Origin of the sequence: Pseudomonas fluorescens (assembly GCF_000967965.1) — a bacterium.
In the GTDB taxonomy this organism is placed as follows: Bacteria; Pseudomonadota; Gammaproteobacteria; order Pseudomonadales; family Pseudomonadaceae; genus Aquipseudomonas; species Aquipseudomonas grandcourensis.
Genome location: NZ_LACC01000013.1, coordinates 1 through 21481 on the forward strand (window position 1 = coordinate 1; position 21481 = coordinate 21481).

16 protein-coding genes and 1 pseudogene are annotated in these 21481 nt (G+C 59.7%); 9 read left to right on the forward strand and 8 right to left on the reverse strand.

Going from position 1 to position 21481, the window contains the following annotated elements; genetic code table 11:
• The 6 genes and pseudogenes from VC35_RS29495 to VC35_RS11235 form a co-directional block, all read right to left on the reverse strand.
• A pseudogene (locus tag VC35_RS29495) lies at positions 1 to 160 on the reverse strand (peptide ABC transporter permease); the annotation flags it as partial.
• Between the two features lie 72 nt (positions 161 to 232).
• Complete coding sequence (locus VC35_RS11215; protein ID WP_046040000.1) at positions 233 to 1828, reverse strand: ABC transporter substrate-binding protein; 1596 nt, start codon at positions 1826 to 1828, stop codon at positions 233 to 235.
• Positions 1829 to 1906: 78 nt separating this feature from the next.
• Positions 1907 to 3340 carry an OprD family porin gene (locus VC35_RS11220; RefSeq protein WP_046040001.1) on the reverse strand — a complete coding sequence of 478 codons (1434 nt, stop codon included), beginning with the start codon at positions 3338 to 3340 and terminating at the stop codon, positions 1907 to 1909.
• Positions 3341 to 3513: 173 nt separating this feature from the next.
• Positions 3514 to 5115 (reverse strand): ABC transporter substrate-binding protein, encoded by a 1602-nt coding sequence (locus VC35_RS11225; RefSeq protein WP_046040002.1) that lies wholly within the window; start codon positions 5113 to 5115, stop codon positions 3514 to 3516.
• Positions 5116 to 5418: 303 nt separating this feature from the next.
• Positions 5419 to 7044 (reverse strand): ABC transporter substrate-binding protein, encoded by a 1626-nt coding sequence (locus tag VC35_RS11230; protein WP_046040003.1) that lies wholly within the window; start codon positions 7042 to 7044, stop codon positions 5419 to 5421.
• A 471-nt stretch (positions 7045 to 7515) separates the two neighbouring features.
• Positions 7516 to 8232: an SIMPL domain-containing protein gene (locus tag VC35_RS11235; protein ID WP_046040005.1), complete on the reverse strand. Its 717-nt coding sequence runs from the start codon at positions 8230 to 8232 to the stop codon at positions 7516 to 7518.
• A 215-nt stretch (positions 8233 to 8447) separates the two neighbouring features.
• On the opposite strand from VC35_RS11235, the gene VC35_RS11240 reads away from it, so the two are divergent.
• The 9 genes from VC35_RS11240 (at position 8448) to VC35_RS11280 (ending at position 19943) form a co-directional block, all read left to right on the forward strand.
• Positions 8448 to 9710 (forward strand): ATP-binding protein, encoded by a 1263-nt coding sequence (locus tag VC35_RS11240; protein ID WP_046040007.1) that lies wholly within the window; start codon positions 8448 to 8450, stop codon positions 9708 to 9710.
• Complete coding sequence (locus VC35_RS11245; RefSeq protein ID WP_007973041.1) at positions 9703 to 10263, forward strand: response regulator transcription factor; 561 nt, start codon at positions 9703 to 9705, stop codon at positions 10261 to 10263. The genes VC35_RS11240 and VC35_RS11245 overlap by 8 nt, the downstream gene beginning before the upstream one ends.
• 97 nt (positions 10264 to 10360) lie before the next feature.
• Positions 10361 to 12088 carry an ABC transporter ATP-binding protein/permease gene (locus tag VC35_RS11250; RefSeq protein ID WP_046040009.1) on the forward strand — a complete coding sequence of 576 codons (1728 nt, stop codon included), beginning with the start codon at positions 10361 to 10363 and terminating at the stop codon, positions 12086 to 12088.
• 173 nt (positions 12089 to 12261) lie between these two features.
• Positions 12262 to 13011 (forward strand): FadR/GntR family transcriptional regulator, encoded by a 750-nt coding sequence (locus VC35_RS11255; RefSeq protein ID WP_185754768.1) that lies wholly within the window; start codon positions 12262 to 12264, stop codon positions 13009 to 13011.
• 384 nt (positions 13012 to 13395) lie between these two features.
• Positions 13396 to 14307 (forward strand): 5-dehydro-4-deoxyglucarate dehydratase, encoded by a 912-nt coding sequence (gene kdgD / locus VC35_RS11260; protein ID WP_046040011.1) that lies wholly within the window; start codon positions 13396 to 13398, stop codon positions 14305 to 14307.
• 61 nt (positions 14308 to 14368) lie between these two features.
• Complete coding sequence (locus tag VC35_RS11265; protein WP_046040013.1) at positions 14369 to 15814, forward strand: aldehyde dehydrogenase family protein; 1446 nt, start codon at positions 14369 to 14371, stop codon at positions 15812 to 15814.
• Positions 15815 to 15914: 100 nt separating this feature from the next.
• Complete coding sequence (locus tag VC35_RS11270) at positions 15915 to 17276, forward strand: MFS transporter (protein ID WP_046040284.1); 1362 nt, start codon at positions 15915 to 15917, stop codon at positions 17274 to 17276.
• 11 nt (positions 17277 to 17287) lie between these two features.
• Positions 17288 to 18841 (forward strand): galactarate dehydratase, encoded by a 1554-nt coding sequence (gene garD, locus VC35_RS11275; protein ID WP_046040015.1) that lies wholly within the window; start codon positions 17288 to 17290, stop codon positions 18839 to 18841.
• 160 nt (positions 18842 to 19001) lie between these two features.
• On the forward strand, positions 19002 to 19943 hold the full coding sequence (locus VC35_RS11280) for an AEC family transporter (RefSeq protein ID WP_046040017.1): 942 nt from the start codon (positions 19002 to 19004) through the stop codon (positions 19941 to 19943).
• 84 nt (positions 19944 to 20027) lie between these two features.
• Here the strand turns inward: VC35_RS11280 and VC35_RS11285 are convergent, their stop codons facing one another.
• On the reverse strand, positions 20028 to 20408 hold the full coding sequence (locus VC35_RS11285; RefSeq protein ID WP_046040018.1) for a carboxymuconolactone decarboxylase family protein: 381 nt from the start codon (positions 20406 to 20408) through the stop codon (positions 20028 to 20030).
• Entirely contained in the window at positions 20405 to 21466 is a 1062-nt protein-coding gene (locus tag VC35_RS11290) for a calcium/sodium antiporter (protein WP_046040020.1), read from the reverse strand. Before VC35_RS11290 ends, VC35_RS11285 begins: the two co-directional genes overlap by 4 nt.
• Positions 21467 to 21481 lie beyond the last annotated feature (15 nt).

Below are 21481 nucleotides of genomic sequence, written 5' to 3' on the forward strand. Positions count from 1 at the left end.
CCATTGCCTGAGCGTGCATTTCGGGATCGACCCTACGTTCTCCCATCATGACTTCTACGGGGTCGCCCGGGATCATGCGAATCAACGCGAAAGTCAGCAAGGTGATGCCGAAGAACGTGGGGATCAGTAACCCCAGTCGGCGGGCAATAAAACTAAACATCGTGTGTTGTACCTCATCAGCCGGTTAGGCGTGCCCGGCATGCCTGGGTCAGGAATGCCGGGAGTTTTCTTATTACTTCACCTGGGTGGTGGCGAAGTTATTCGTGGTGAGGGGGCTAATGTGATAGCCCTCTACGTTGTTGCGCATTGCGGTAAACATTCTAGTGTGTGCCATGCTGATCCACGGCTGGTCCTGGTTAAAAATAACCTGGGCCTGTTCGTAGAGCGCTGCACGCTCGGCCGGGTCGGTTTTTTCGCGAGCCTGGTCGATCAGCGCCTGGAACTTGTCATTGCACCAGCGGGCGTAGTTTTCTCCGTTCTTGGCGGCTTCACAACTGAGCATAGGCGTCAGGAAGTTATCCGGGTCGCCGTTATCGCCCGCCCATCCGGCGGAAACCATGTCGTGCTCGCCGTTTTTGGCGCGTTTGAGCATTTCGCCCCATTCCATCACGCGAATGTCGATCTTGATCCCGACCTTGGCCAGGTCGGCTTGCATCATCTGCGCGCCGAGCATCGGGTTCGGGTTGGTCGGACCGCCACCGTTACGGGTGAACAGGGTGAAGGTGGTGCCTTCCGGTACGCCGGCTTCCTTGAGCAGGGCGCGAGCCTTGTCCAGGTCATGGGCCGGGTTCTTCAGGCTGTGGTTGTAGCCCAGCAGGGTGTCCGGGTACGGGTTGACCGCGGCGGTTGCATTGCCCTTGCCGAACAACGCATTGACGTACGCCTCTTTGTCGAAGGCGATGTCGATGGCTTTGCGCACCCGCACATCACTCATGTACTTGTGCGTGGTGTTCATGGCGACGTAGGAAACGGTCATCGCGTTCAGTTCATCGACTTTCAGCTTGTCGTCTTTCTTGATGCTCGGGATGTCATCCGGTTTTGGATACAGCGCGACCTGGCACTCGTTGGCCTTGAGCTTCTGCAGGCGCACGTTGTTGTCGGTGGCGATGGCCAGGATCAGCGAGTCTGCCGGTGGCTTGCCACGGAAGTACTCCGGGTTGGCCTTGAAGCGTACCTGGGCGTCCTTGTTGTAGCGCTGGAAGACGAACGGGCCGGTGCCGACTGGCTTGTTGTTCAGGTCGCCGGTTTTGTTGGCCTTGAGCAACTGATCGGCGTACTCGGCGGAGTAGATCGAGGAGAAGGCCATGGCAATGTCGGCCAGGAAAGGCGCTTCACGGCGGGTCAGGGTGAACTTGACCGTGTTGTCGTCGACTTTCTCGACGCTCTTGAGCAGCTCCTTGAAGCCCATGCTTTCAAAGTACGGGAAGCCTACGCTCGACAGCTTGTGCCACGGATGATTCGGGTCCAGCTGGCGCTGGAAGCTCCAGACCACGTCGTCGGCATTCATGTCGCGGGTCGGCTTGAAGTAGTCGGTGGTGTGGAACTTGACGCCTTTACGCAGATGGAAGGTGTAGCTCAGGCCGTCTTCGCTGATGTCCCAGGAATCGGCCAGTGCCGGAATCACGTCGGTGGTTCCGGGCTTGAAGTCTGCCAGGCGGTTGAAGATGGTTTCGGCCACGGCATCGGCGGTGACTGCAGTCGTGTACTGGACCATGTCGAAGCCTTCGGGGCTGGCCTCGGTGCAAACCACCAGGGGCTTGGCCGAAACGCCGACAGCGACACTGAGCAACGCGGCCGCGATGGCCGCACGTAGGGGAAGCATTTTCATCAAGAACCCTCTGCAATCAGTTAAAGGACAAAAGCCGAACGGCCGATTCGTCATTGAATCAGCCGTCAGGCGCGTGCATTACAGGATGTTGAACGGAACCGTGGTCACGAGACGGAACTCGTTGATGCTGCCGTCAGCCTGGTTTTCGCTGGCACGGTGAGCGGTGTAGGTGCCGCGGATCGTGGTGGCCTTGAGCGGGCCGCTCTGCACGGCGTAGGTCGCGCCGATGCCGTATTCATAGTGGGTTTCGCCATCCTGGGACTGGATGCCGTCGTAACCCTTGCCTGCCACGCCGCCGTTGCCGGTGTAGTGAGTACCGTCGATACCCCAGCCGCGAGCCTGGTAGATGTTGAACTTCAGGCCTGGCACGCCGTATTCGGCCATGTTCAGACCGTAGGCAACCTGGAACGATTTTTCGTTCGGGCCGTTGAAGTCCGACAGCAGGGAGTTGGCCAGGTAGATGCCGTTGGTTTCGTGCAGGTAGTCGAAGTACTCGTTACCGTTCACTTCCTGGTACGAGAAGGTCAGGGTGTGGGCCTGGTGGGTCAGGCCGAACGACAGGGAGTAGGTGTCGTTGTCGATATCGCCGATCAGGGCTTTACCGGTTTCCTTGGTTTTGTAGTAGTTCAGGCCGGTGGTCAGGCTCAGTACCTGGCTGTCGCCCAGTACGTGAGAGGCGCCGAAATAGTACTGGTTCCAGATGTCTTCAGCCTGGGTCGCCCAGAGGCTGGTGGTCAGGCTGGCGAGCGGGTTGTAGGTGATACCGCCGGTGTAGATGTGGTCGGTTTCGACGATGCCGTTGGCGTATTCGGTGCGGAATTTGCGCTGGCTTTCTTCGGTACGCGGTGAGTTGCGGTCGAAGGTGGCGAGGTCGAAGGCCAGGTTGTTCAGCTCTTCGCTGTGGATGGCCACACCTTCGAAGCTCGAAGGCAGTGCACGGTTACCGATCACGTCGACCATCGGGCTGCTGAAGTTCATGCGGCCGGCGGTCAGGGTGCTGTTGGAAATACGGGCCTTGACGTTGGCCAGGCCCAGTTTGCTCCACTGGCCTTGAGCGTCGCCGCCTTCCTTGGTCAGGGTACGGTTGTTGCCCGCGCCAGGACGAGAGCCCGGTGCTCCGCCGTTGTTGGACGCAAGGTCTTTGCGGTCCCGGTCCAGGGCAACGGCATTGTAGGCGGCGACTTCAGTGCTGAAACCGACAGTGCCTTCGGTGAAGCCCGAGTTGTACTTGAGGATGGTGCCCTGGACCCAGTTGATCCGGCGATCGGTCGGGGTCGAAACGCCGTCCTTCTTGTAGGCGAACTTGGCGCCGCGTTGCAGTTGCTCGTTGGCGTACCAGTTACGCGTGGTGCCGGTGATCGACTGGCCTTCGACAAAGCCGGTGGCTTCGCTTTGGGCGCTTTTCTCGTTCACGGTAACCGGGGTGAAAGCCTGGCTTTGGGTTTCTGCGTAAGCCGTGGCGGTTACGCTGCTTATGGCCAAGGCCAATAACGCGGTGCTGCTCAGTTTCATGGGTAAAGCTCCTTACTTTCTTTTTTTATGCCGGTCTTTTTTTGTGATCCGGCTATTGGTTTAGAACTCATTCACGGCATCGCAAACGTTTGCTGTCAGCCAAATTGGCAAAAGACGGCAAAGCGTCTGCGTGAGGGCGGAAAATCCGCCCCCCGGCATTTCTGGCTAATCGGCTATTTTTCTATGCTGACACCCGAGAAAACGTTGCGACCGAACGGGCTCACCTTGAACCCTTCGATTTTGGCGCTCAGCGGCTGGTTGACCGTTGAGTGGGCGACTGGCGTGATCGGCACTTGCTGCTTGAGCAACTGCTGCGCCTGTTTGTAGAGCAGGGTGCGCTGGTCGCGGTCGGTGACGACCTTGGCCTGCTTGATCAGCTTGTCGTAAGCCGGATCACACCACATCGAGTAGTTGTTACCGCCAATGGCGTCGCAGCTATAGAGCGTGCCCAGCCAGTTGTCCGGATCACCGTTGTCACCGGTCCAGCCAATCAGGCTGATGTCGTGTTCGCCATTCTTGGTGCGCTTGATGTACTCGCCCCACTCATAGCTGACGATCTTGACCTTGAGGCCGATTTTCGCCCAGTCAGCCTGGAGCATCTCGGCCATCAACTTGGCGTTGGGGTTGTACGGACGCTGGACCGGCATGGCCCAGAGGGTGATTTCGGTGCCTTCCTTGACGCCGGCAGCCTTGAGCAACTCCTTGGCTTTTTCCGGGTTGTAGGCGGCGTCCTTGATGGTCTCGTCGTAGGACCATTGGGTCGGCGGCATGGCGTTGACCGCCAGTTGCCCCGCGCCCTGGTAGACGGCATTGAGAATGCCTTGTTTGTTCACCGCCATGTCCAGCGCCTGGCGTACTTCGAGCTGGTCGAAGGGTTTGTGGCGCACGTTGTAGGCGATGTAGCCGAGGTTGAAACCAGGCTTCTCGATCAGTTGCAGGGCCGGGTCGCTCTTCAGTGCGGTTACATCGGCAGGGCGTGGATGCAAGGTGATCTGACACTCGCCGGCCTTGAGTTTCTGCACGCGCACCGAGGCGTCGGTGTTGATGGCGAAAATCAGGTTGTCGAGCTTGACCCGGCTCGGGTCCCAGTAATGCTTGTTGCCGGTGTAACGGATGTTCGAGTCTTTCTGGTAGCTCTTGAACACGAACGGCCCGGTGCCGATCGGCTTCTGGTTGATGTCGCTCGGCTTGCCTTCGGCCAGCAGCTTGTCGGCGTACTCGGCCGAAAGGATGGCGGCGAAGCTCATGGCGATGTTCTGGATGAACGCGGCGTCCACACTATTGAGCGTAAAGACCACGGTCAGCGGCCCGGTCTTTTCGACCTTGGCGATGTTCTTGTTCAGGCTCATGCCGTTGAAGTACGGAAACTCTGTCGGATAAGCCTTACGGAAGGGGTGTTGCGGATCGAGCATGCGATTGAAGGTGAACAGCACGTCATCGGCGTTGAAGTCGCGGGTCGGCGTGAAGTATTTGGTGGTATGAAACTTTACCCCTTCGCGCAGGTGAAACGTGTATTTGAGGCCGTCCTCGGAAATATCCCAGCTCATGGCCAGGCCCGGTACGACGTTGGTCGCGCCTTTTTCAAACTCTGCCAACCGGTTGTACAGCGGCTCGGCGGCGTCGTTGTCGGTCGCAGTGGTGTACTGCGCCGTGTCGAAACCGGCGGGGCTGCCTTCGGAGCAGAACACCAGGCTGTTGTTGGCGGCCTGGGTGATGGAAGTGGCGGCCAACAGGCCGGTGCCCAGCAATGCGGATAAAACCAAGGTATGGCGCATAACGCTCCCTCTTTTCTCAAAGTGTTGTCAATGAGCCGCCGTCCCGTCCGCGGACGTAGGGGCATCACTGATTTCAAGCCATGCACACAGCAGTAACCGATGACCCACGCGTGCACTGGTCAGATCCCGACGGTATGAGCCATGGGTCCGGCAGTAAATGCGTAGAGTCCTAAAGACTCGTAGGAAATGGCAACGCGTCCTCGCCCGATGCTGTAGTCAGCTGCGGATTAGGATGTAGGCGAATTCCTGCTTTCTCGGAAGATAAAGCAACGGCGACGTCAGGAACGCCGCCGTTGCAAAACCTTATTTGCTGACGCTGACGCCGTAGAAGGAGTTCAAGCCAAATGGGCTGATCTTGAAGTCCTGCACGTTGGCGCGCATGGGTTGGAACACCGTCGAGTGAGCGATAGGTGTCATAGGCACAGCGTCTTTGAGGACGTGTTGCGCCTGTTTGTACAGTTCGGTGCGTTTGCCTTGGTCCGAAGTGCGCTTGGCTTGCTTGACGATGTCGTCAAACTTCTTGTCGCACCATTTGGAGAAGTTGTTGCCTTCCAGCGAGTCGCAGCCGAACAGTACGTTCAGCCAGTTGTCCGGATCACCATTGTCACCGCTCCAGCCAATCAGCATCGCCTGGTTCTCGCCACCTTTGGAGCGCTTGATGTACTCGCCCCACTCGTAGCTCTGGATCTTGACCTTGAGGCCGATCTTGGACCAGTCGGACTGCAGCATTTCTGCCATCAGCTTGGCGTTCGGGTTGTATGGACGCTGTACCGGCATCGCCCATAGAACGATTTCGGTGCCCTCTTTCACGCCGGCTTCCTTGAGCAGCTCTTTGGCTTTCTCAGGGTTGTACGGCGCATCCTTGATGGTGGTGTCGTAGGACCACTGGGTCGGAGGCATGGCGTTGACGGCCAGCTGGCCGGCGCCCTGATACACGGAGTCGATGATCTGTTGCTTGTTGACCGCCATGTCCATTGCCTGGCGTACCTTCAGGTCAGCCAACGGGTTCGCATCCGTTTGCCCCTTGACCTTGGGCATCACGTTGTAGGCGATGTAACCGAGGTTGAAACCAGCCTGGTCAGGCAGTTTCAAGTCCTTGTCTTCCTTGAGCGCCTTCAGGTCGGCCGGACGAGGGAACAGGGTGACCTGGCACTCGTTCTTCTTCAGCTTCTGGATACGTACCGACGGGTCGGTGGTGATGGCGAAGATCAGGTTGTCGATCTTCACGTCGTCAGGCTTCCAGTAGTCCTTGTTCCCGGTGTAGCGGATGTTGGAGTCTTTCTGGTAGCTCTTGAACACGAACGGGCCGGTGCCGATCGGCTTCTGGTTGATGTCGGCAGTCTTGCCTTCCTTGAGCAGTTGGGCAGCGTACTCGGCGGACTGGATCGAGGCGAAGCTCATGGCCATGTTCTGGATGAACGCGGCATCAACGTCTTTGAGGGTGAACTTGACCGTGTGGTCGTCGACTTTATCGATCTTGGTGATGTTGGTATCCATCCCCATGTCGGTGAAGTACGGGAATTCGGTCGGGTACGCTTTGCGGAACGGGTCATCCTTGTTAATCATGCGATTAAAGGTGAACAGCACGTCGTCGGCGTTGAACTCACGAGTCGGCTTGAAATACGGGGTAGTGTGGAACTTGACGCCTTCACGCAGGTGGAAGGTGTAGCTCAGGCCGTCATCGGAGATGTCCCACTTGGTCGCCAGCCCAGGAATAACGGCGGTGCCGCCGCGCTCGAACTGGGTGAGGCGGTTGAACATGGTTTCTGCAGAGGCGTCGAAGTCGGTTCCGGTGGTGTATTGACCTGGATCGAAACCGGCCGGGCTCCCTTCGGAGCAGAACACCAGGTTAGTCGCTGCTTGGGCGAACGGTGCGCTGGCTAACAAGCTTGCGCCAACTAAGAACGGAATGACCGCGTGTTTAAGCATGGTGGCCTCATGATTTGTTGTCATTTTTGGAATTAGAGGACGACCTCGTGAGTCGTGCCTGCGGATACTTATGCAGGGGCCATACCCAATGCAAGATCCAGAGTGACTACAAGCCTTAAACGGTGGCACGAACGTACCTTAATGTCGCATTTGTGTAATTCCTGACGTATTTGACCGTTTGCGCGGCGTTTTTACGGTGCAAATGACGCACTTTCAAGGTGCATCCCGAACGCTGAGTGCTCCCGATCAGGGCGAGGTGTTACTTATTTATACCCCGTTTTGGGCGGTGGGTATGGCGTGAATAAGAGTGGTTATTGTTGCACCGATGGTGGCCAATCAATTTCAGTTGCACCCGGTGCAACTGCCGGCTTTTTCCGGTGGTCTCTCCAGTTATAGCTCATGCCTGAAAACTGCCCAAAAAAAACGGCGATCATCTGAGTGATCGCCGTCTTTTGTTTACGGGCTATCGATTCAAGGCATCAGCACTTCAATCGAGCCATCCGCGGTCATGCTGACCTGGCTGGTGCCGGCCTCGACATCCGGCGTCACCGGGGCGCTATCCATGGCGGCGGCTTTCATCATCATTGGAGCGCGCAGGTAAGGCTGTGGATAACCGTTGCTGTTGAGGTTCAGGTTGACGATTTTGTAGCTCTTGCCGCCCAGGGCGTCGGTGGCCAGTTGGGCGCGGGCCTTGAAGGCGGTCACGGCGTCCTTGAGCAGGGCGTCTTCGCTGGCCTTGCGCGTCGGGGTGGCGATGGCGAAGTCCATGCCACCCATTTTCAGGTCGGTGAGCAGTTCGCCGGTCAGCTTCGACAGCGCGGCGAAGTCCGAACTCTCCAGGCGCAATTCGGCGCGCTCGCGCCAACCAGTGATTTTCTGGCCCTTGGTGTCGTAGATCGGATAGCTGTTACGGCTGCCCTGGCGCAGGGTGATGTTCTTGACTTGCTTGGCCTGGGCCAGTGCCTTGTTCATGGTGGTGCTGACATCGGCGGCGAGTTTGGCAGGGTCGGTGTTCTGTTCTTCGGTGTAGAGGGTCACGATCATCAGGTCGCGGGCCACTTCCTGACTGACTTCGGCGCGCAGGGAAATCTGGTTGTAATGTAGCTCGTCGGCGGCCAGGGCCGGGAGGCTGGCGACGGTGCCAACGCTCAGGGCGAGGAGGGCGGCGCTGCGGCGGAATGTGTGCATGAAGGCTCCTTGAAAGGTGCGCAGGGGTATGATCCGGGCCTGCGTGAAACCATCAGACTCTATGGAGCAGCCGCAAGTTTCAAGCTGCAAGCCACAAGTAAAAGCTTGCGGCTTGCAGCTGCTTCACTGTGGCCGTTTGCCGCACTTTTGCCTGTCAGCCCCCGCGCTTGGTTATACTCCCTGCGATCCGCCTGGAGCGCTCATCAGGAGAGCTCATGCTCGCCCCCGTTCAAATCACTTCCGCCACTCGCCAGAACCTCTGGCGGCTGACGTTCATCCGCACGTTGGTGCTGGCCGCCCAGGCCGGTTCTGTTGGCCTGGCCTACTGGCTCGAATTGCTGCCACTGCCCTGGTTTCAATTGGCGGCGACGCTCGCATGTTCAATGCTGCTGTGCGTGTTCACGGCGATTCGCCTGCGCACCTCGTGGCCGGTGACCGAGCTCGAATACGCCGTGCAACTGGCCTGCGACCTGTTTATCCACAGTGCCTTGCTGTATTTCTCCGGCGGCTCGACCAACCCCTTCGTCTCCTATTACCTGGTGCCGCTGACCATTGCCGCGGTGACGTTGCCATGGCGTTATTCGGTGATCCTGTCTGGTATCGCGCTGATGATGTACACGCTGTTGCTGGCGCAGTTCTACCCGCTGCAAACCTTCCCGATTGCCCGGGAAAACCTGCAGGTGTACGGGATGTGGTTGAGCTTCGCCCTTGCCGCCGCAGTGATCACCTTCTTCGCCGCACGCATGGCCGAAGAGCTGCGTCGTCAGGAAGAGCTGCGCGCCATTCGTCGCGAAGAAGGCCTGCGCGATCAGCAACTGCTGGCCGTCGCCACCCAGGCGGCCGGCGCGGCCCATGAACTGGGCACGCCGCTGGCGACCATGAGTGTGCTACTCAAGGAAATGCGTCAGGACCACCATGATCCGATGTTGCAGGACGACCTGAGCGTGCTGCAGGATCAGGTCAAGCTGTGCAAGCAAACCTTGCAACAACTGGTGCGCGCCGCCGAGGCCAATCGTCGGTTGGCGGTGGAGATGCAGGACGTCACCGATTGGCTCGATGAAGCCCTCAATCGCTGGCACCTGATGCGCCCGGAAGCCAGTTATCGCTTCCAGCGCCTCGGCCAGGGCCCGGTCCCCCGCATGGCGCCGCCGCCGGACCTGACCCAGGCTTTGCTGAATCTGTTGAACAACGCTGCCGATGCCTGCCCCGAAGGGCTGCAAGTGACGCTGGACTGGGATTGGGAAAACCTCACCATCAGCATTCGTGACCATGGCGCCGGTGTGCCGCTGGCCATCGCCGAGCAAATCGGCAAACCGTTTTTTACCACCAAGGGCAAAGGTTTCGGCCTGGGCCTGTTTTTGAGCAAGGCCAGCGTGACACGCGCCGGCGGCTCAGTGAAACTCTACAGTCATGAGGAAGGTGGCACGCTCACCGAGCTGCGCCTGCCCCGTGTCGCCCGAGGAGACGAACATGAGTGAAGAGATCCAAGTCGAAGGCGAAGAACTGCCGCATTTGTTGCTGGTCGATGACGACGCCACATTCACCCGCGTCATGGCCCGTGCCATGGCCCGCCGTGGTTTTCGCGTCAGCACTGCCGGTTCCGCCGAGGAAGGTCTGGAACTGGCCAAGGCCGATCTGCCGGATTACGCCGCCCTGGACCTGAAGATGGACGGCGATTCCGGCCTGGTGCTGCTGCCAAAATTGCTGGAAATGGACCCGGAAATGCGCGTGGTGATCCTCACCGGTTATTCGAGCATTGCCACTGCCGTCGAGGCGATCAAGCGCGGTGCCTGCAACTACCTGTGCAAGCCGGCGGACGCCGACGACGTGCTGGCGGCGCTGCTGTCCGAGCACGCCGACCTCGACAGTCTGGTGCCGGAAAACCCGATGTCCGTGGACCGCTTGCAGTGGGAGCACATCCAGCGCGTGCTGACCGAGCACGAAGGCAATATCTCCGCCACGGCCCGTGCCCTGGGCATGCACCGCCGCACCCTGCAGCGAAAACTGCAGAAGCGTCCGGTTCGCCGCTGAACCAGCGCTGAACGAATGCGGGCCGTATCTCGCGACAAACCGGACCGATCATCTATGATCGGTTCGTGTGCGTACTTTTCTCTATCGAGCCTTATCCATGAATCAGAACGCTGAGTATTCCGCGGTCAACGACGCCGTGCGCGGGCAGTTTTTTCGCAAAGTGTGGGCGATGATCACGCCTTACTGGCGCAGTGAAGAGAAGGTCAAGGCCTGGACGCTGCTGATCGCGGTGATTGCGCTGTCGCTGATCAGCGTGGGGATCTCGGTGTGGTTCAACACCTGGTACAAGGACTTCTACAACGCCCTGCAAAAGAAGGACGAGGCGGCGTTCTGGCAACTGATCCTGTACTTCTGCGCGATTGCGGCGGTGGCGATCGTCGGCGCGGTGTACCGGCTGTACCTGACGCAGATGCTAACGATCCGCTGGCGGGCGTGGCTTACTGAAAAGCACTTTGCACGCTGGTTGGGTGACAAAAATTACTACCAACTGGAGCAGGGCGGTTACACCGATAACCCGGACCAGCGGATTTCCGAAGACCTCAACAACTTCACTTCCAACACCCTTGAACTGGGTATCGGGCTGCTGCGCAATATCGTCAGCCTGGTGTCGTTTTCGATCATTCTGTGGGGCGTGTCGGGCAGCATTGAAGTATTCGGTATCACCATTCCCGGCTACATGTTCTGGTGTGTGCTGGTTTACGCGGTGGTCGGCAGTTGGCTGACGCATTTGATCGGTCGTCGCCTGATCGGCCTGAACAACCAGCAACAACGCTTCGAAGCCGACCTGCGTTTCTCCATGGTGCGAATTCGCGAGAATGCCGAAAGCATCGCGTTGTACAACGGCGAACCGAACGAAAACCGTCGGTTGAGCAGCCGCTTCGGGATGGTCTGGCATAACTTCTGGGACATCATGAAAGTGTCCAAGCGCCTGACGTTCTTCACCGCCGGTTACAGCCAGGCCGCCATCATCTTCCCCTTCATGGTTGCCGCGCCGCGTTACCTTTCCGGCAAGATCGAACTGGGCGAGCTGATGCAAATCAGCTCGGCATTCGGCAATGTGCAGGAAAGCTTCAGCTGGTTTATCAGTGCGTACCAGAGCCTCGCTTCCTGGCGCGCCACCTGCGATCGTCTGTTGAGCTTCCACCAGGCCATGCGTGACAACGAAGAGCGTGCGCCGGCCATCGACGTACAGAATTCGGGCTCGGCGCTGAAGGTGCACAACCTCGGTCTCGACCTGGCTGAAGGTCGTCACCTGCTGACCAACGCCGACATGACCGTGAAGGAGGGCGAGCGTGTAATGCTCAGCGGTCGTTCCGGCAGCGGCAAGTCGACCCTGCTGCGGGCGATGGGACATCTGTGGCCAACCGGCCACGGCAGCATTCGCCTGCCATCGGCGCGCTACCTGTTCCTGCCGCAAAAACCGTATTTGCCGATTGGCACCCTGCGTGATGTCCTCAGTTATCCACAGCCCGGCGATACCTATCCGAAGGAGCGCTACGCGCAGGTGCTGGAAACCTGCCGCTTGCCGCACCTGATTGCCCGTCTCGACGAAGCCAACCACTGGCAGCGCATGTTGTCGCCAGGTGAGCAGCAGCGCCTGGCCTTCGCCCGTGCGCTGCTTTATGCACCGCAATGGCTGTATATGGACGAAGCCACCTCGGCGATGGACGAAGAAGACGAGGCCACGCTGTATCAGGCGCTGATCGACGAGTTGCCGGGGCTGAGCATCGTCAGTGTCGGCCATCGCAGCAGCCTGAAGCGCTTCCATCCGCGGCACATTCGTATCGAGAATGGCCATCTGGTGGATCAGGCTGTGACCGCCTGAAGACCTTGGATCCCTGTGGGAGCGAGCCTGCTCGCGATGCGGAGTGTCAGACATTTAAATATTGAATGTCGTACCGCTATCGCGAGCAGGCTCGCTCCTACAAGGTGATCGTACAACCGCGTTGCGCTATGATGCGCTTTCAGCCGCCGAATTTTTCGAGACAGATGTTCACCATGGAAAACCCGAACGACGCACCACGCCTCCCACGCAAGCGCCGCAGCCTCGCTCAGGAACTGGTGACGGTGCTGTCCGAGCAGATCCGGGACGGTCATCTCAAGCGTGGCGACAAGTTGCCCACCGAGTCGGCCATCATGGATGCCCATGGCGTCAGCCGCACGGTGGTGCGCGAGGCGATTTCCCGTTTGCAGGCGGCAGGGCAGGTGGAAACCCGCCACGGCATCGGCACCTTCGTGCTCGATACGCCGAGCCCGTGCGGTTTCCGTATCGACCCGGCGACCGTGGTGACCTTGCGCGATGTACTGGCGATCCTGGAACTGCGCATCAGCCTGGAAGTGGAGTCCGCCGGGCTGGCGGCGCAACGTCGCAGTCCGGAACAGTTGGCCAACATGCGCGCCGCCCTCGATGCGTTGAATGAAAGCGCCGCTCACGCCAGTGACGCCGTGGCTTCGGACTTCGCCTTCCACCTCGAAATCGCGCTGTCCACCGGCAACCGCTACTTCACCGACATCATGACCCACCTGGGCACCAGCATCATTCCGCGCACACGGCTGAACTCCGCGCGCCTGGCCCATGACGACCAGCAGCACTACATGGGTCGCCTGAGCCGTGAGCACGAAGAAATCTACGACGCCATTGCCCGTCAGGATTCCGATGCGGCGCGGGCCGCCATGCGTTTGCACCTGACCAACAGCCGTGAGCGGTTGCGTCATGCCCATGAAGAGGCTGAGGCGCAGCGGGGGTAAGTAATTTGCCCTTGTCCTCCATCGTCTGAACTACCGCTATCGCGAGCAGGCTCGCTCCTACAGTGGATCTCGCAACACTGAAGATCACTGTAGGAGCGAGCCTGCTCGCGATAGGGCCGTAACCTATAAAACAAATCCAGTAGTTTTCCCGCATCTTCCGACAACGTATCTCTCAAGCGACCGTTTATCACGGTGCTCGCAACTGTCCTTCTTCCGCTGAAACCCGCTAAAAATCAGGCCAACAGCCTTTCTTGTCGAACAATTTTCATCCCCTGGCGATGAAATGCAGTTGACGGTTGTATTTTAAGTTGTACGATGACCTACAACTTCAGCGCAGGCTGAACGGTTTTCTCACACAACGTCGTTATCCAGGGTGTTCGAATAATGAATCCACAAGAACTGAAGTCCATCCTCTCTTCCGGTCTGCTGTCTTTCCCCGTTACCGATTTCAATGCCCTGGGCGACTTCAATCGCGCGGGTTACATCAAGCGTCTCGAATGGCTGGCCCCATACGGCGCCTCGGCACTGTTCGCCGCGGGCGGCACCGGTGAGTTCTTCTCTCTGGCGGCCAGCGAATATTCGGAAATCATCAAGACTGCGGTCGACACTTGTGCCACCAGCGTGCCAATCCTGGCCGGTGTGGGCGGTTCGACCCGCCAGGCCATCGAATACGCACAGGAAGCCGAGCGTCTGGGCGCCAAGGGCCTGTTGCTGCTACCGCACTACCTGACCGAAGCCAGCCAGGACGGCGTTGCCGCCCACGTTGAAGCCGTGTGCAAATCGGTCAACATCGGCGTGGTGGTCTACAACCGTAACGTCTGCCGCCTGACCGCGCCGCTGCTGGAACGTCTGGCCGAGCGCTGCCCGAACCTGATCGGCTACAAGGATGGCCTGGGTGATATCGAGTTGATGGTGTCGATCCGTCGCCGCCTCGGTGATCGCTTCAGCTACCTGGGTGGCTTGCCGACCGCCGAAGTCTACGCCGCGGCCTACAAGGCCCTGGGCGTACCGGTCTACTCCTCGGCGGTGTTCAACTTCATCCCGAAAACCGCGATGGATTTCTACCACGCGATCGCTCGTGAAGATCACGCCACCGTTGGCAAGATCATCGACGACTTCTTCCTGCCGTACCTGGACATCCGTAACCGCAAGGCCGGTTATGCCGTGAGCATCGTCAAGGCCGGGGCAAAAATTGCCGGCTACGACGCAGGTCCTGTGCGTGCACCGCTGACCGATCTGACCGGCGAGGAGTATGAAATGCTCGCTGCGTTGATCGACAAGCAGGGTGCGCAGTAACACATCCGATTAAGTAAGGCCGCTGAGCAATCAGCGGCCTTTTGCGTGAGGAGATCTCAAAGTGGCAGATGCAAAGTGTTTCGATAACTACATCAACGGCGAATGGGTTGCCGGTGGCGACTATTCGACCAACATCAACCCGTCCGAACTGAGCGACGCCATCGGCGACTACGCCAAGGCTGATCTGGCTCAGGTCCACGCCGCCATCGACGCCGCCCGTGCCGCGTTCCCGGCCTGGTCCACTTCCGGCATTCAGGCGCGTCACGATTCCCTGGATAAAGTCGGTACTGAAATCCTCGCCCGTCGCGAAGAGCTCGGCACCCTGCTGGCCCGGGAAGAGGGCAAGACCCTGCCTGAAGCCATCGGTGAAGTGACCCGCGCCGGTAACATCTTCAAGTTCTTCGCCGGTGAATGCCTGCGTCTGTCCGGCGACTACCTGCCTTCGGTGCGTCCGGGCGTCAACGTTGAAGTCACTCGCGAAGCCCTGGGCGTGGTCGGTCTGATTACCCCATGGAACTTCCCGATTGCCATCCCGGCATGGAAAATCGCCCCGGCCCTGGCCTACGGCAATTGCGTCGTGCTCAAACCCGCGGACCTGGTTCCAGGTTGCGCCTGGGCCCTGGCCGAAATCATCTCCCGCGCAGGCTTCCCGGCCGGTGTGTTCAACCTGGTGATGGGCAGCGGTCGTGTGGTTGGCGATGCGCTGGTCCACAGCCCGAAAGTCGACGGCATCAGCTTCACCGGTTCCGTGGGCGTGGGTCGTCAGATCGCCGTCAGCTGCGTATCGCGCCAGGCCAAGGTCCAGCTGGAAATGGGAGGCAAGAATCCGCAGATCATTCTCGACGACGCCGACCTCAAGCAAGCGGTCGAGCTGTCGGTACAGAGCGCGTTCTACTCCACCGGCCAGCGTTGCACCGCTTCCAGCCGCTTTATCGTCACCGCTGGCATCCACGACCAGTTCGTCGAAGCCATGGCCGAGCGCATGAAGTCGATCAAGGTCGGCCATGCATTGAAGGCGGGTACCGATATCGGTCCGGTGGTCTCGCAAGCGCAGCTTGAGCAGGACATGAAGTACATCGACATCGGCCAGTCCGAAGGTGCGCGTCTGGTCAGCGGCGGTGGTCTGGTGACGTGCGACACCGAGGGTTACTTCCTCGCGCCAACCTTGTTTGCCGACAGCGAAGCTTCGATGCGCATCAGCCGGGAAGAGATCTTCGGCCCGGTGGCCAACATCGTCCGCGTGGCCGATTACGAAGCTGCGCTGGCCATGGCCAACGACACCGAATTCGGGCTGTCGGCGGGCATCGCTACCACGTCCCTGAAGTACGCCAACCACTTCAAACGCCACTCCCAGGCCGGGATGGTGATGGTCAACCTGCCGACCGCCGGTGTGGATTACCACGTTCCGTTCGGTGGGCGTAAAGGTTCATCCTATGGATCACGTGAGCAAGGTCGCTATGCGCAAGAGTTTTACACGGTCGTAAAAACTGCCTACATCGGATCGTAACCCCGCTGCACCCGCGCAAGGTCCTTGCCTAAGGCCTTGCGCGGCACATGACTCTTGAATGTTTTACCCGCATAAAAATAATCAGTGGGAGTACATCTACATGCAATCGACCAAGCCGACTCACGTCCGCTATTTGATCCTGCTCATGCTGTTTCTGGTGACCACGATCAACTACGCCGACCGCGCTACCATCGCAATCGCCGGCTCCAGCCTGCAAAAAGACCTCGGCATCGACGCCGTTACCCTCGGCTACATCTTCTCCGCATTCGGTTGGGCCTACGTGGCCGGGCAAATCCCCGGTGGCTGGCTGCTGGACCGCTTCGGCTCGAAAAAAATCTATGCACTGAGCATCTTCACCTGGTCGCTGTTCACCGTGCTGCAGGGCTATGTCGGCGAGTTCGGCATGTCTACCGCAGTGGTCGCGCTGTTCATGCTGCGCTTTTTGGTGGGCCTGGCCGAAGCGCCATCCTTCCCCGGCAACGCGCGCATCGTGGCGGCCTGGTTCCCGACCGCTGAACGCGGTACTGCCTCGGCTATCTTCAACTCCGCGCAGTACTTCGCCACCGTGCTGTTCGCACCGCTGATGGGCTGGATTGTCTTCACCTTCGGCTGGCAGCACGTGTTCATTGTCATGGGCGTGATCGGCATTGTGTTCTCGCTGATCTGGCTGAAAGTTATCCACAGCCCGCGCCAACACCCGATGATCAACGATGCCGAGTTCAAGCACATCGCCGACAATGGTGGCATGGTCGACATGGATCAGGACAAGGCCAAACGCAGCGAAGGTCCGAAATGGGACTACGTGCGCCAGTTGCTGACCAACCGCATGATGCTGGGCGTGTACCTGAGCCAGTATTGCATCAACGCCATCACTTATTTCTTCCTGACCTGGTTCCCGGTGTACCTGGTGCAGGAACGCGGCATGACCATTCTCAAGGCCGGTTTTATCGCCTCCTTGCCGGCGATCTGCGGCTTCATCGGTGGTGTGCTCGGCGGGGTGATTTCCGATTACCTGCTGCGCAAGGGCCATTCCCTGACCTTCGCCCGCAAAGCGCCGATCATTGCCGGCCTGCTGGTGTCCAGCAGCATTGTGGCTTGCAACTATGTGGACATCGAATGGATGGTCGTGGGCTTCATGGCTCTGGCGTTCTTCGGTAAAGGCGTGGGCGCGCTGGGCTGGGCCGTGGTCTCCGACACCTCGCCGAAGCAGATCGCCGGTCTGAGTGGCGGCCTGTTCAACATGTTCGGCAACATCGCCTCGATCACCACCCCGATCGTCATCGGTTACATCATCAGCTCCACCGGTTCGTTCAAATGGGCGTTGGTGTTCGTCGGTTGCAACGCTTTGGTCGCGGTGTTCAGCTATCTGGTGATCGTGGGCCCGATCAAGCGCGTGGTGCTAAAAGAGCCGCCAGCGAACGGTACTGAAGCCCCTGGCAAATTGTCTCAAGCGCATTCCTGAGGAGCGGCGTCATGCAGTTGATTGAACATTCCGACTCGCCGCGCTACATCCGCCTGCACGAGCGGGATAACGTAGTGATCGTGGTCAATGATCAGGGTGTACCGGCCGGTACCAAGTTTGCGGACGGCCTGGTTACCGTGGACTTCGTGCCACAGAGCCACAAGGTCACCCTGGAAGACATTCCCGAAGGTGGCCAGGTGATTCGTTACGGCCAGGTCATTGGCTATGCCTTGCAGCCGATTCCCCGCGGCAGTTGGGTCAAGGAAGATCAACTGCGCATGCCGACCGCGCCACCGCTGGACAGCCTGCCGCTGTCCACCGATGTGCCGGCCGCGCAGGCACCGCTGGAAGGCTTCACTTTCGAGGGTTATCGCAACGCCGACGGCACCGTCGGCACGCGCAACATTCTCGGCATCACTACCACCGTGCAGTGCGTGACCGGGGTGCTCGATCATGCGGTCAAGCGCATCAAGGACGAGTTGTTGCCCAAGTACCCGCACGTCGACGACGTGGTGGCGCTGACCCACAGCTACGGCTGTGGCGTGGCTATCACTGCGACTGACGCGTACATCCCGATCCGCACCGTGCGCAACCTGGCACGCAACCCCAACCTGGGCGGCGAAGCCTTGGTTATCAGCCTGGGCTGCGAGAAATTGCAGGCCGGGCAGGTGATGCACGACAACGACAGCTCGGTGGACCTGAGCGAGCCATGGCTGTACCGCTTGCAGGATTCCAGTCACGGCTTCACCGAGATGATCGAGCAGATCATGGAACTGGCCGAGACACGCTTGAAGAAGCTCGATCAACGTCGCCGGGAAACCGTGCCGGCGTCCGAGCTGATCCTTGGCATGCAATGCGGCGGCAGTGATGCGTTCTCCGGCATCACCGCCAACCCGGCGCTCGGTTATGCCTCGGACCTGCTGCTGCGGGCCGGTGCGACGGTGATGTTTTCCGAAGTCACCGAAGTGCGCGATGCCATTTATCTGCTGACCTCCCGTGCGGAAAACCAGGACGTCGCCCAGGAACTGGTGCGGGAAATGGACTGGTACGACCGTTACCTGGCCAAGGGCGAGGCGGATCGCAGTGCCAACACCACGCCGGGCAACAAGAAGGGCGGGTTGTCGAACATTGTCGAGAAATCCCTGGGATCGATCGTCAAGTCCGGCAGCAGCGCGATCAACGGCGTGCTTGGCCCTGGCGAGCGTTTCAAGCGCAAAGGCCTGATCTTCTGTGCGACCCCGGCCAGTGACTTTGTCTGCGGGACGCTGCAACTGGCGGCGGGGATGAACCTGCATGTGTTCACTACCGGTCGCGGCACGCCTTACGGGCTGGCCATGGCGCCGGTCGTGAAGGTTTCGACCCGGACCGAACTGGCGCAACGCTGGCCGGACCTGATCGACATTGACGCCGGGCGCATTGCCACCGGCCGTGCATCGATCGAGGAGCTGGGCTGGGAGCTGTTCCACTACTACCTGGACGTGGCCAGCGGCAAGAAACAGACCTGGGCCGAGCAGCACAAGCTGCATAACGACATCACCCTGTTCAACCCGGCGCCGATTACCTGATACCGCGTTATCGTTCATCGCGAGCAATCTCGCTCCCATATTTGGAATGCATTCCCCTGTGGGAGCGAGCTTGCTCGCGATGGCGGTCGACCAGACGCCAACGTCCTTGGTGGCTTATCATTAGCCCCCTAACGACGCTCACCCCCAAGGTCCTCCCGGCATGCTGGCAATTTTCCTCGAAACCCTGAACATCACCGCGCCGGTGTTTGCCATGCTGTTTCTGGGTGTGCTGCTCAAGCGCATCGACTGGATCAACGACAACTTCATCCATACGGCGTCGGCCCTGGTGTTCAACGTCACCATGCCGGCGTTGCTGTTTCTGGGCATCCTGCATGCCGACCTGCACGCGGCATTGCAGCCGGCGCTGCTGATCTATTTCTCCCTCGCGACCCTGGTGTGTTTTGCCATCGCCTGGGGCTGGGCGATCTGGAAGTGCCCGCGGGAAGATCGGGGGATCTACACCCAAGGTGCCTTTCGCGGTAATAACGGGGTCATCGGCCTGGCGCTGGCGGCAAGCATGTATGGCGACTACGGGATTTCCCTCGGGGCGATCCTCGCGGCGCTGGTGATCCTGTTCTACAACACCCTCTCGACCATCGTGCTGGCGGTGTACAGCCCGGTGATCAAGTCCGATCCGTGGAGCATCTGCAAAAGCGTGTTCAGCAATCCGCTGATCATCAGTGTGATTGCGGCTGCACCCTTCGCCTATTTCAAGATCGGCTTGCCGGGCTGGCTGGAAACCTCAGGCCAGTACCTGGCGCAAACCACCTTGCCGCTAGCGCTGATCTGCATCGGCGGCACGCTGTCCCTGGCAGCACTGCGCAAAAGCGGCAGCATGGCGCTCAGTTCAAGCCTGGTGAAGATGATCAGCTTGCCGGTACTGGCGACACTGGGGGCGTGGTTGTGGGGCTTTCGTGGGGCGGAGTTGGGAATTCTGTTCCTGTACTTCGGCAGCCCGACCGCCGCAGCCAGTTTCGTCATGGCCCGGGCGGCGGATGGCAATCACGAGCTGGCGGCGGCGATTATCGTGATCACCACGCTGATGGCGGCGGTCACCACCAATGTCGGGATCTTCTTTTTGCAGTGGGGTGGGTGGATCTGACCCTGGAATTCGTGGAGTTCTTCAGGGCGCCATCGCGAGCAAGCTCGCGATGGCGCCAGATCAGGCAGCCTGAATTTCAATGACTCACTCCGGCTTCTGGTAACTGTCGATCACTTCCTGCGCCGCCCGAAACGCATCGATCGCCGCCGGCACACCGGCATACACCGCGCAATGCAGCAGCGCCTCGCGAATCTCATCCACAGTGCAGCCGTTGTTCAGCGCACCGCGCACATGTCCTTTCAATTCCTGCGGGCACTTGAGTGCAGTCAGGGCGGCAAGGGTGATCAGGCTGCGGGTTTTCAGCGGCAGGCCTTCGCGATTCCACACGCCGCCCCAGGCGTGTTCATTGACGAAATCCTGCAGCGGCTGGGTGAATTCGGTGGCATTGCCCAGTGCGCGGTCGACAAAGGCGTCGCCCATCACTTGGCGGCGGACTTCAACGCCGGGTTTTTTATTCTCGGTCATGGGGCTTCCCTCTTATGGTGTTGGCGATGCCAGGCGCGTAGCGACGTAAACAGCAAAAACGCCACCAACGCCGGCAGGACGAAAAACAGCATCAAGTGTTCCAGCTTGCCGGCCAGTGGCATGCCGGTGGTGAACGACACCACGTGCAGCCCATACGCCAGGTACAAACCCAGAAACAGCAGGCCTTCGGCGCGGGTCACCCGGTAGCCGGAGTAGAACACCGGCAGGCACAGCGCCGCGACGCCGAGCATCACCGGCAGGTCGAAATCCAGGGCGTTGGGCGACACCGACAGCGGCGACGGCGCCACCAGCGCGGTAAAGCCGAGCACGCCCAGGAGGTTGAACAGGTTGCTGCCAATCACGTTGCCCACGGCAATCTCGCGCTCACCGCGCATTGCCGCGATCAACGAAGTGGCCAGCTCAGGCAGTGATGTGCTGACGGCGACGATGGTCAGGCCGATGATCCGCTCCGACAACCCAAGATCGGTGGCGACCGCAACCGCTGCACCCAGCAGCAAGTGCCCGGCGTACACCAGCATCGCCAGCCCGGCGATGATCATCAGCACGCTGCTCAGCCATGACGCTTGCACGGCGTGATCATGGCTCGATACCGGGCGTGCCGAGTGTCGTGACTGGCGCAGCAACAAGCCCAGGTAAATCGCCAGTGCTGTCAGCAACATCACGCCGTCGGCACGGGTCAGTTCTTCATTCCAGGCGAGTACGAACACCAACAGGCTGGCGCCGATCATCAATGGAATATCCAGGCGCACCAATTGCCGGGAAACCCGCAAAGGAATGATCAGCGCGGACAACCCGAGGGTGACGAGGATGTTGAAAATGCTGCTGCCGATCACACTGCCGACGGCGATGTCGGCATTGTGCGCCAGGGTCGCTTGCAGGCTGATCGCCATCTGCGGTGCGCTGCTGCCGAGGGCGACGATGGTCAGGCCGATGATCAGTGGTCGTACGTGCAACCGCGCGGCGATGCGTACGGCGGCGCGCACCATCAATTCGGCGCCGACAATCAGCAGGAACAATCCGCTGACTAATTCGATCACACTGATCAGGGGTAA

Bases quoted from the DNA above. Each gene is read 5' to 3' on its own strand.
- VC35_RS11240 (WP_046040007.1), top strand. From the start codon at position 8,448: ATGCTCGCCCCCGTTCAAATCACTTCCGCCACTCGCCAGAACCTCTGG.
- VC35_RS11220 (WP_046040001.1), bottom strand. From the start codon at position 3,340: ATGAAACTGAGCAGCACCGCGTTATTGGCCTTGGCCATAAGCAGCGTA.
- VC35_RS11255 (WP_185754768.1), top strand. From the start codon at position 12,262: ATGGAAAACCCGAACGACGCACCACGCCTCCCACGCAAGCGCCGCAGC.
- VC35_RS11285 (WP_046040018.1), bottom strand. From the start codon at position 20,408: ATGACCGAGAATAAAAAACCCGGCGTTGAAGTCCGCCGCCAAGTGATG.
- kdgD (WP_046040011.1), top strand. From the start codon at position 13,396: ATGAATCCACAAGAACTGAAGTCCATCCTCTCTTCCGGTCTGCTGTCT.
- VC35_RS11250 (WP_046040009.1), top strand. From the start codon at position 10,361: ATGAATCAGAACGCTGAGTATTCCGCGGTCAACGACGCCGTGCGCGGG.
- VC35_RS11225 (WP_046040002.1), bottom strand. From the start codon at position 5,115: ATGCGCCATACCTTGGTTTTATCCGCATTGCTGGGCACCGGCCTGTTG.
- garD (WP_046040015.1), top strand. From the start codon at position 17,288: ATGCAGTTGATTGAACATTCCGACTCGCCGCGCTACATCCGCCTGCAC.
- VC35_RS11270 (WP_046040284.1), top strand. From the start codon at position 15,915: ATGCAATCGACCAAGCCGACTCACGTCCGCTATTTGATCCTGCTCATG.
- VC35_RS11230 (WP_046040003.1), bottom strand. From the start codon at position 7,044: ATGCTTAAACACGCGGTCATTCCGTTCTTAGTTGGCGCAAGCTTGTTA.
- VC35_RS11215 (WP_046040000.1), bottom strand. From the start codon at position 1,828: ATGAAAATGCTTCCCCTACGTGCGGCCATCGCGGCCGCGTTGCTCAGT.
- VC35_RS11245 (WP_007973041.1), top strand. From the start codon at position 9,703: ATGAGTGAAGAGATCCAAGTCGAAGGCGAAGAACTGCCGCATTTGTTG.
- VC35_RS11280 (WP_046040017.1), top strand. From the start codon at position 19,002: ATGCTGGCAATTTTCCTCGAAACCCTGAACATCACCGCGCCGGTGTTT.
- VC35_RS11235 (WP_046040005.1), bottom strand. From the start codon at position 8,232: ATGCACACATTCCGCCGCAGCGCCGCCCTCCTCGCCCTGAGCGTTGGC.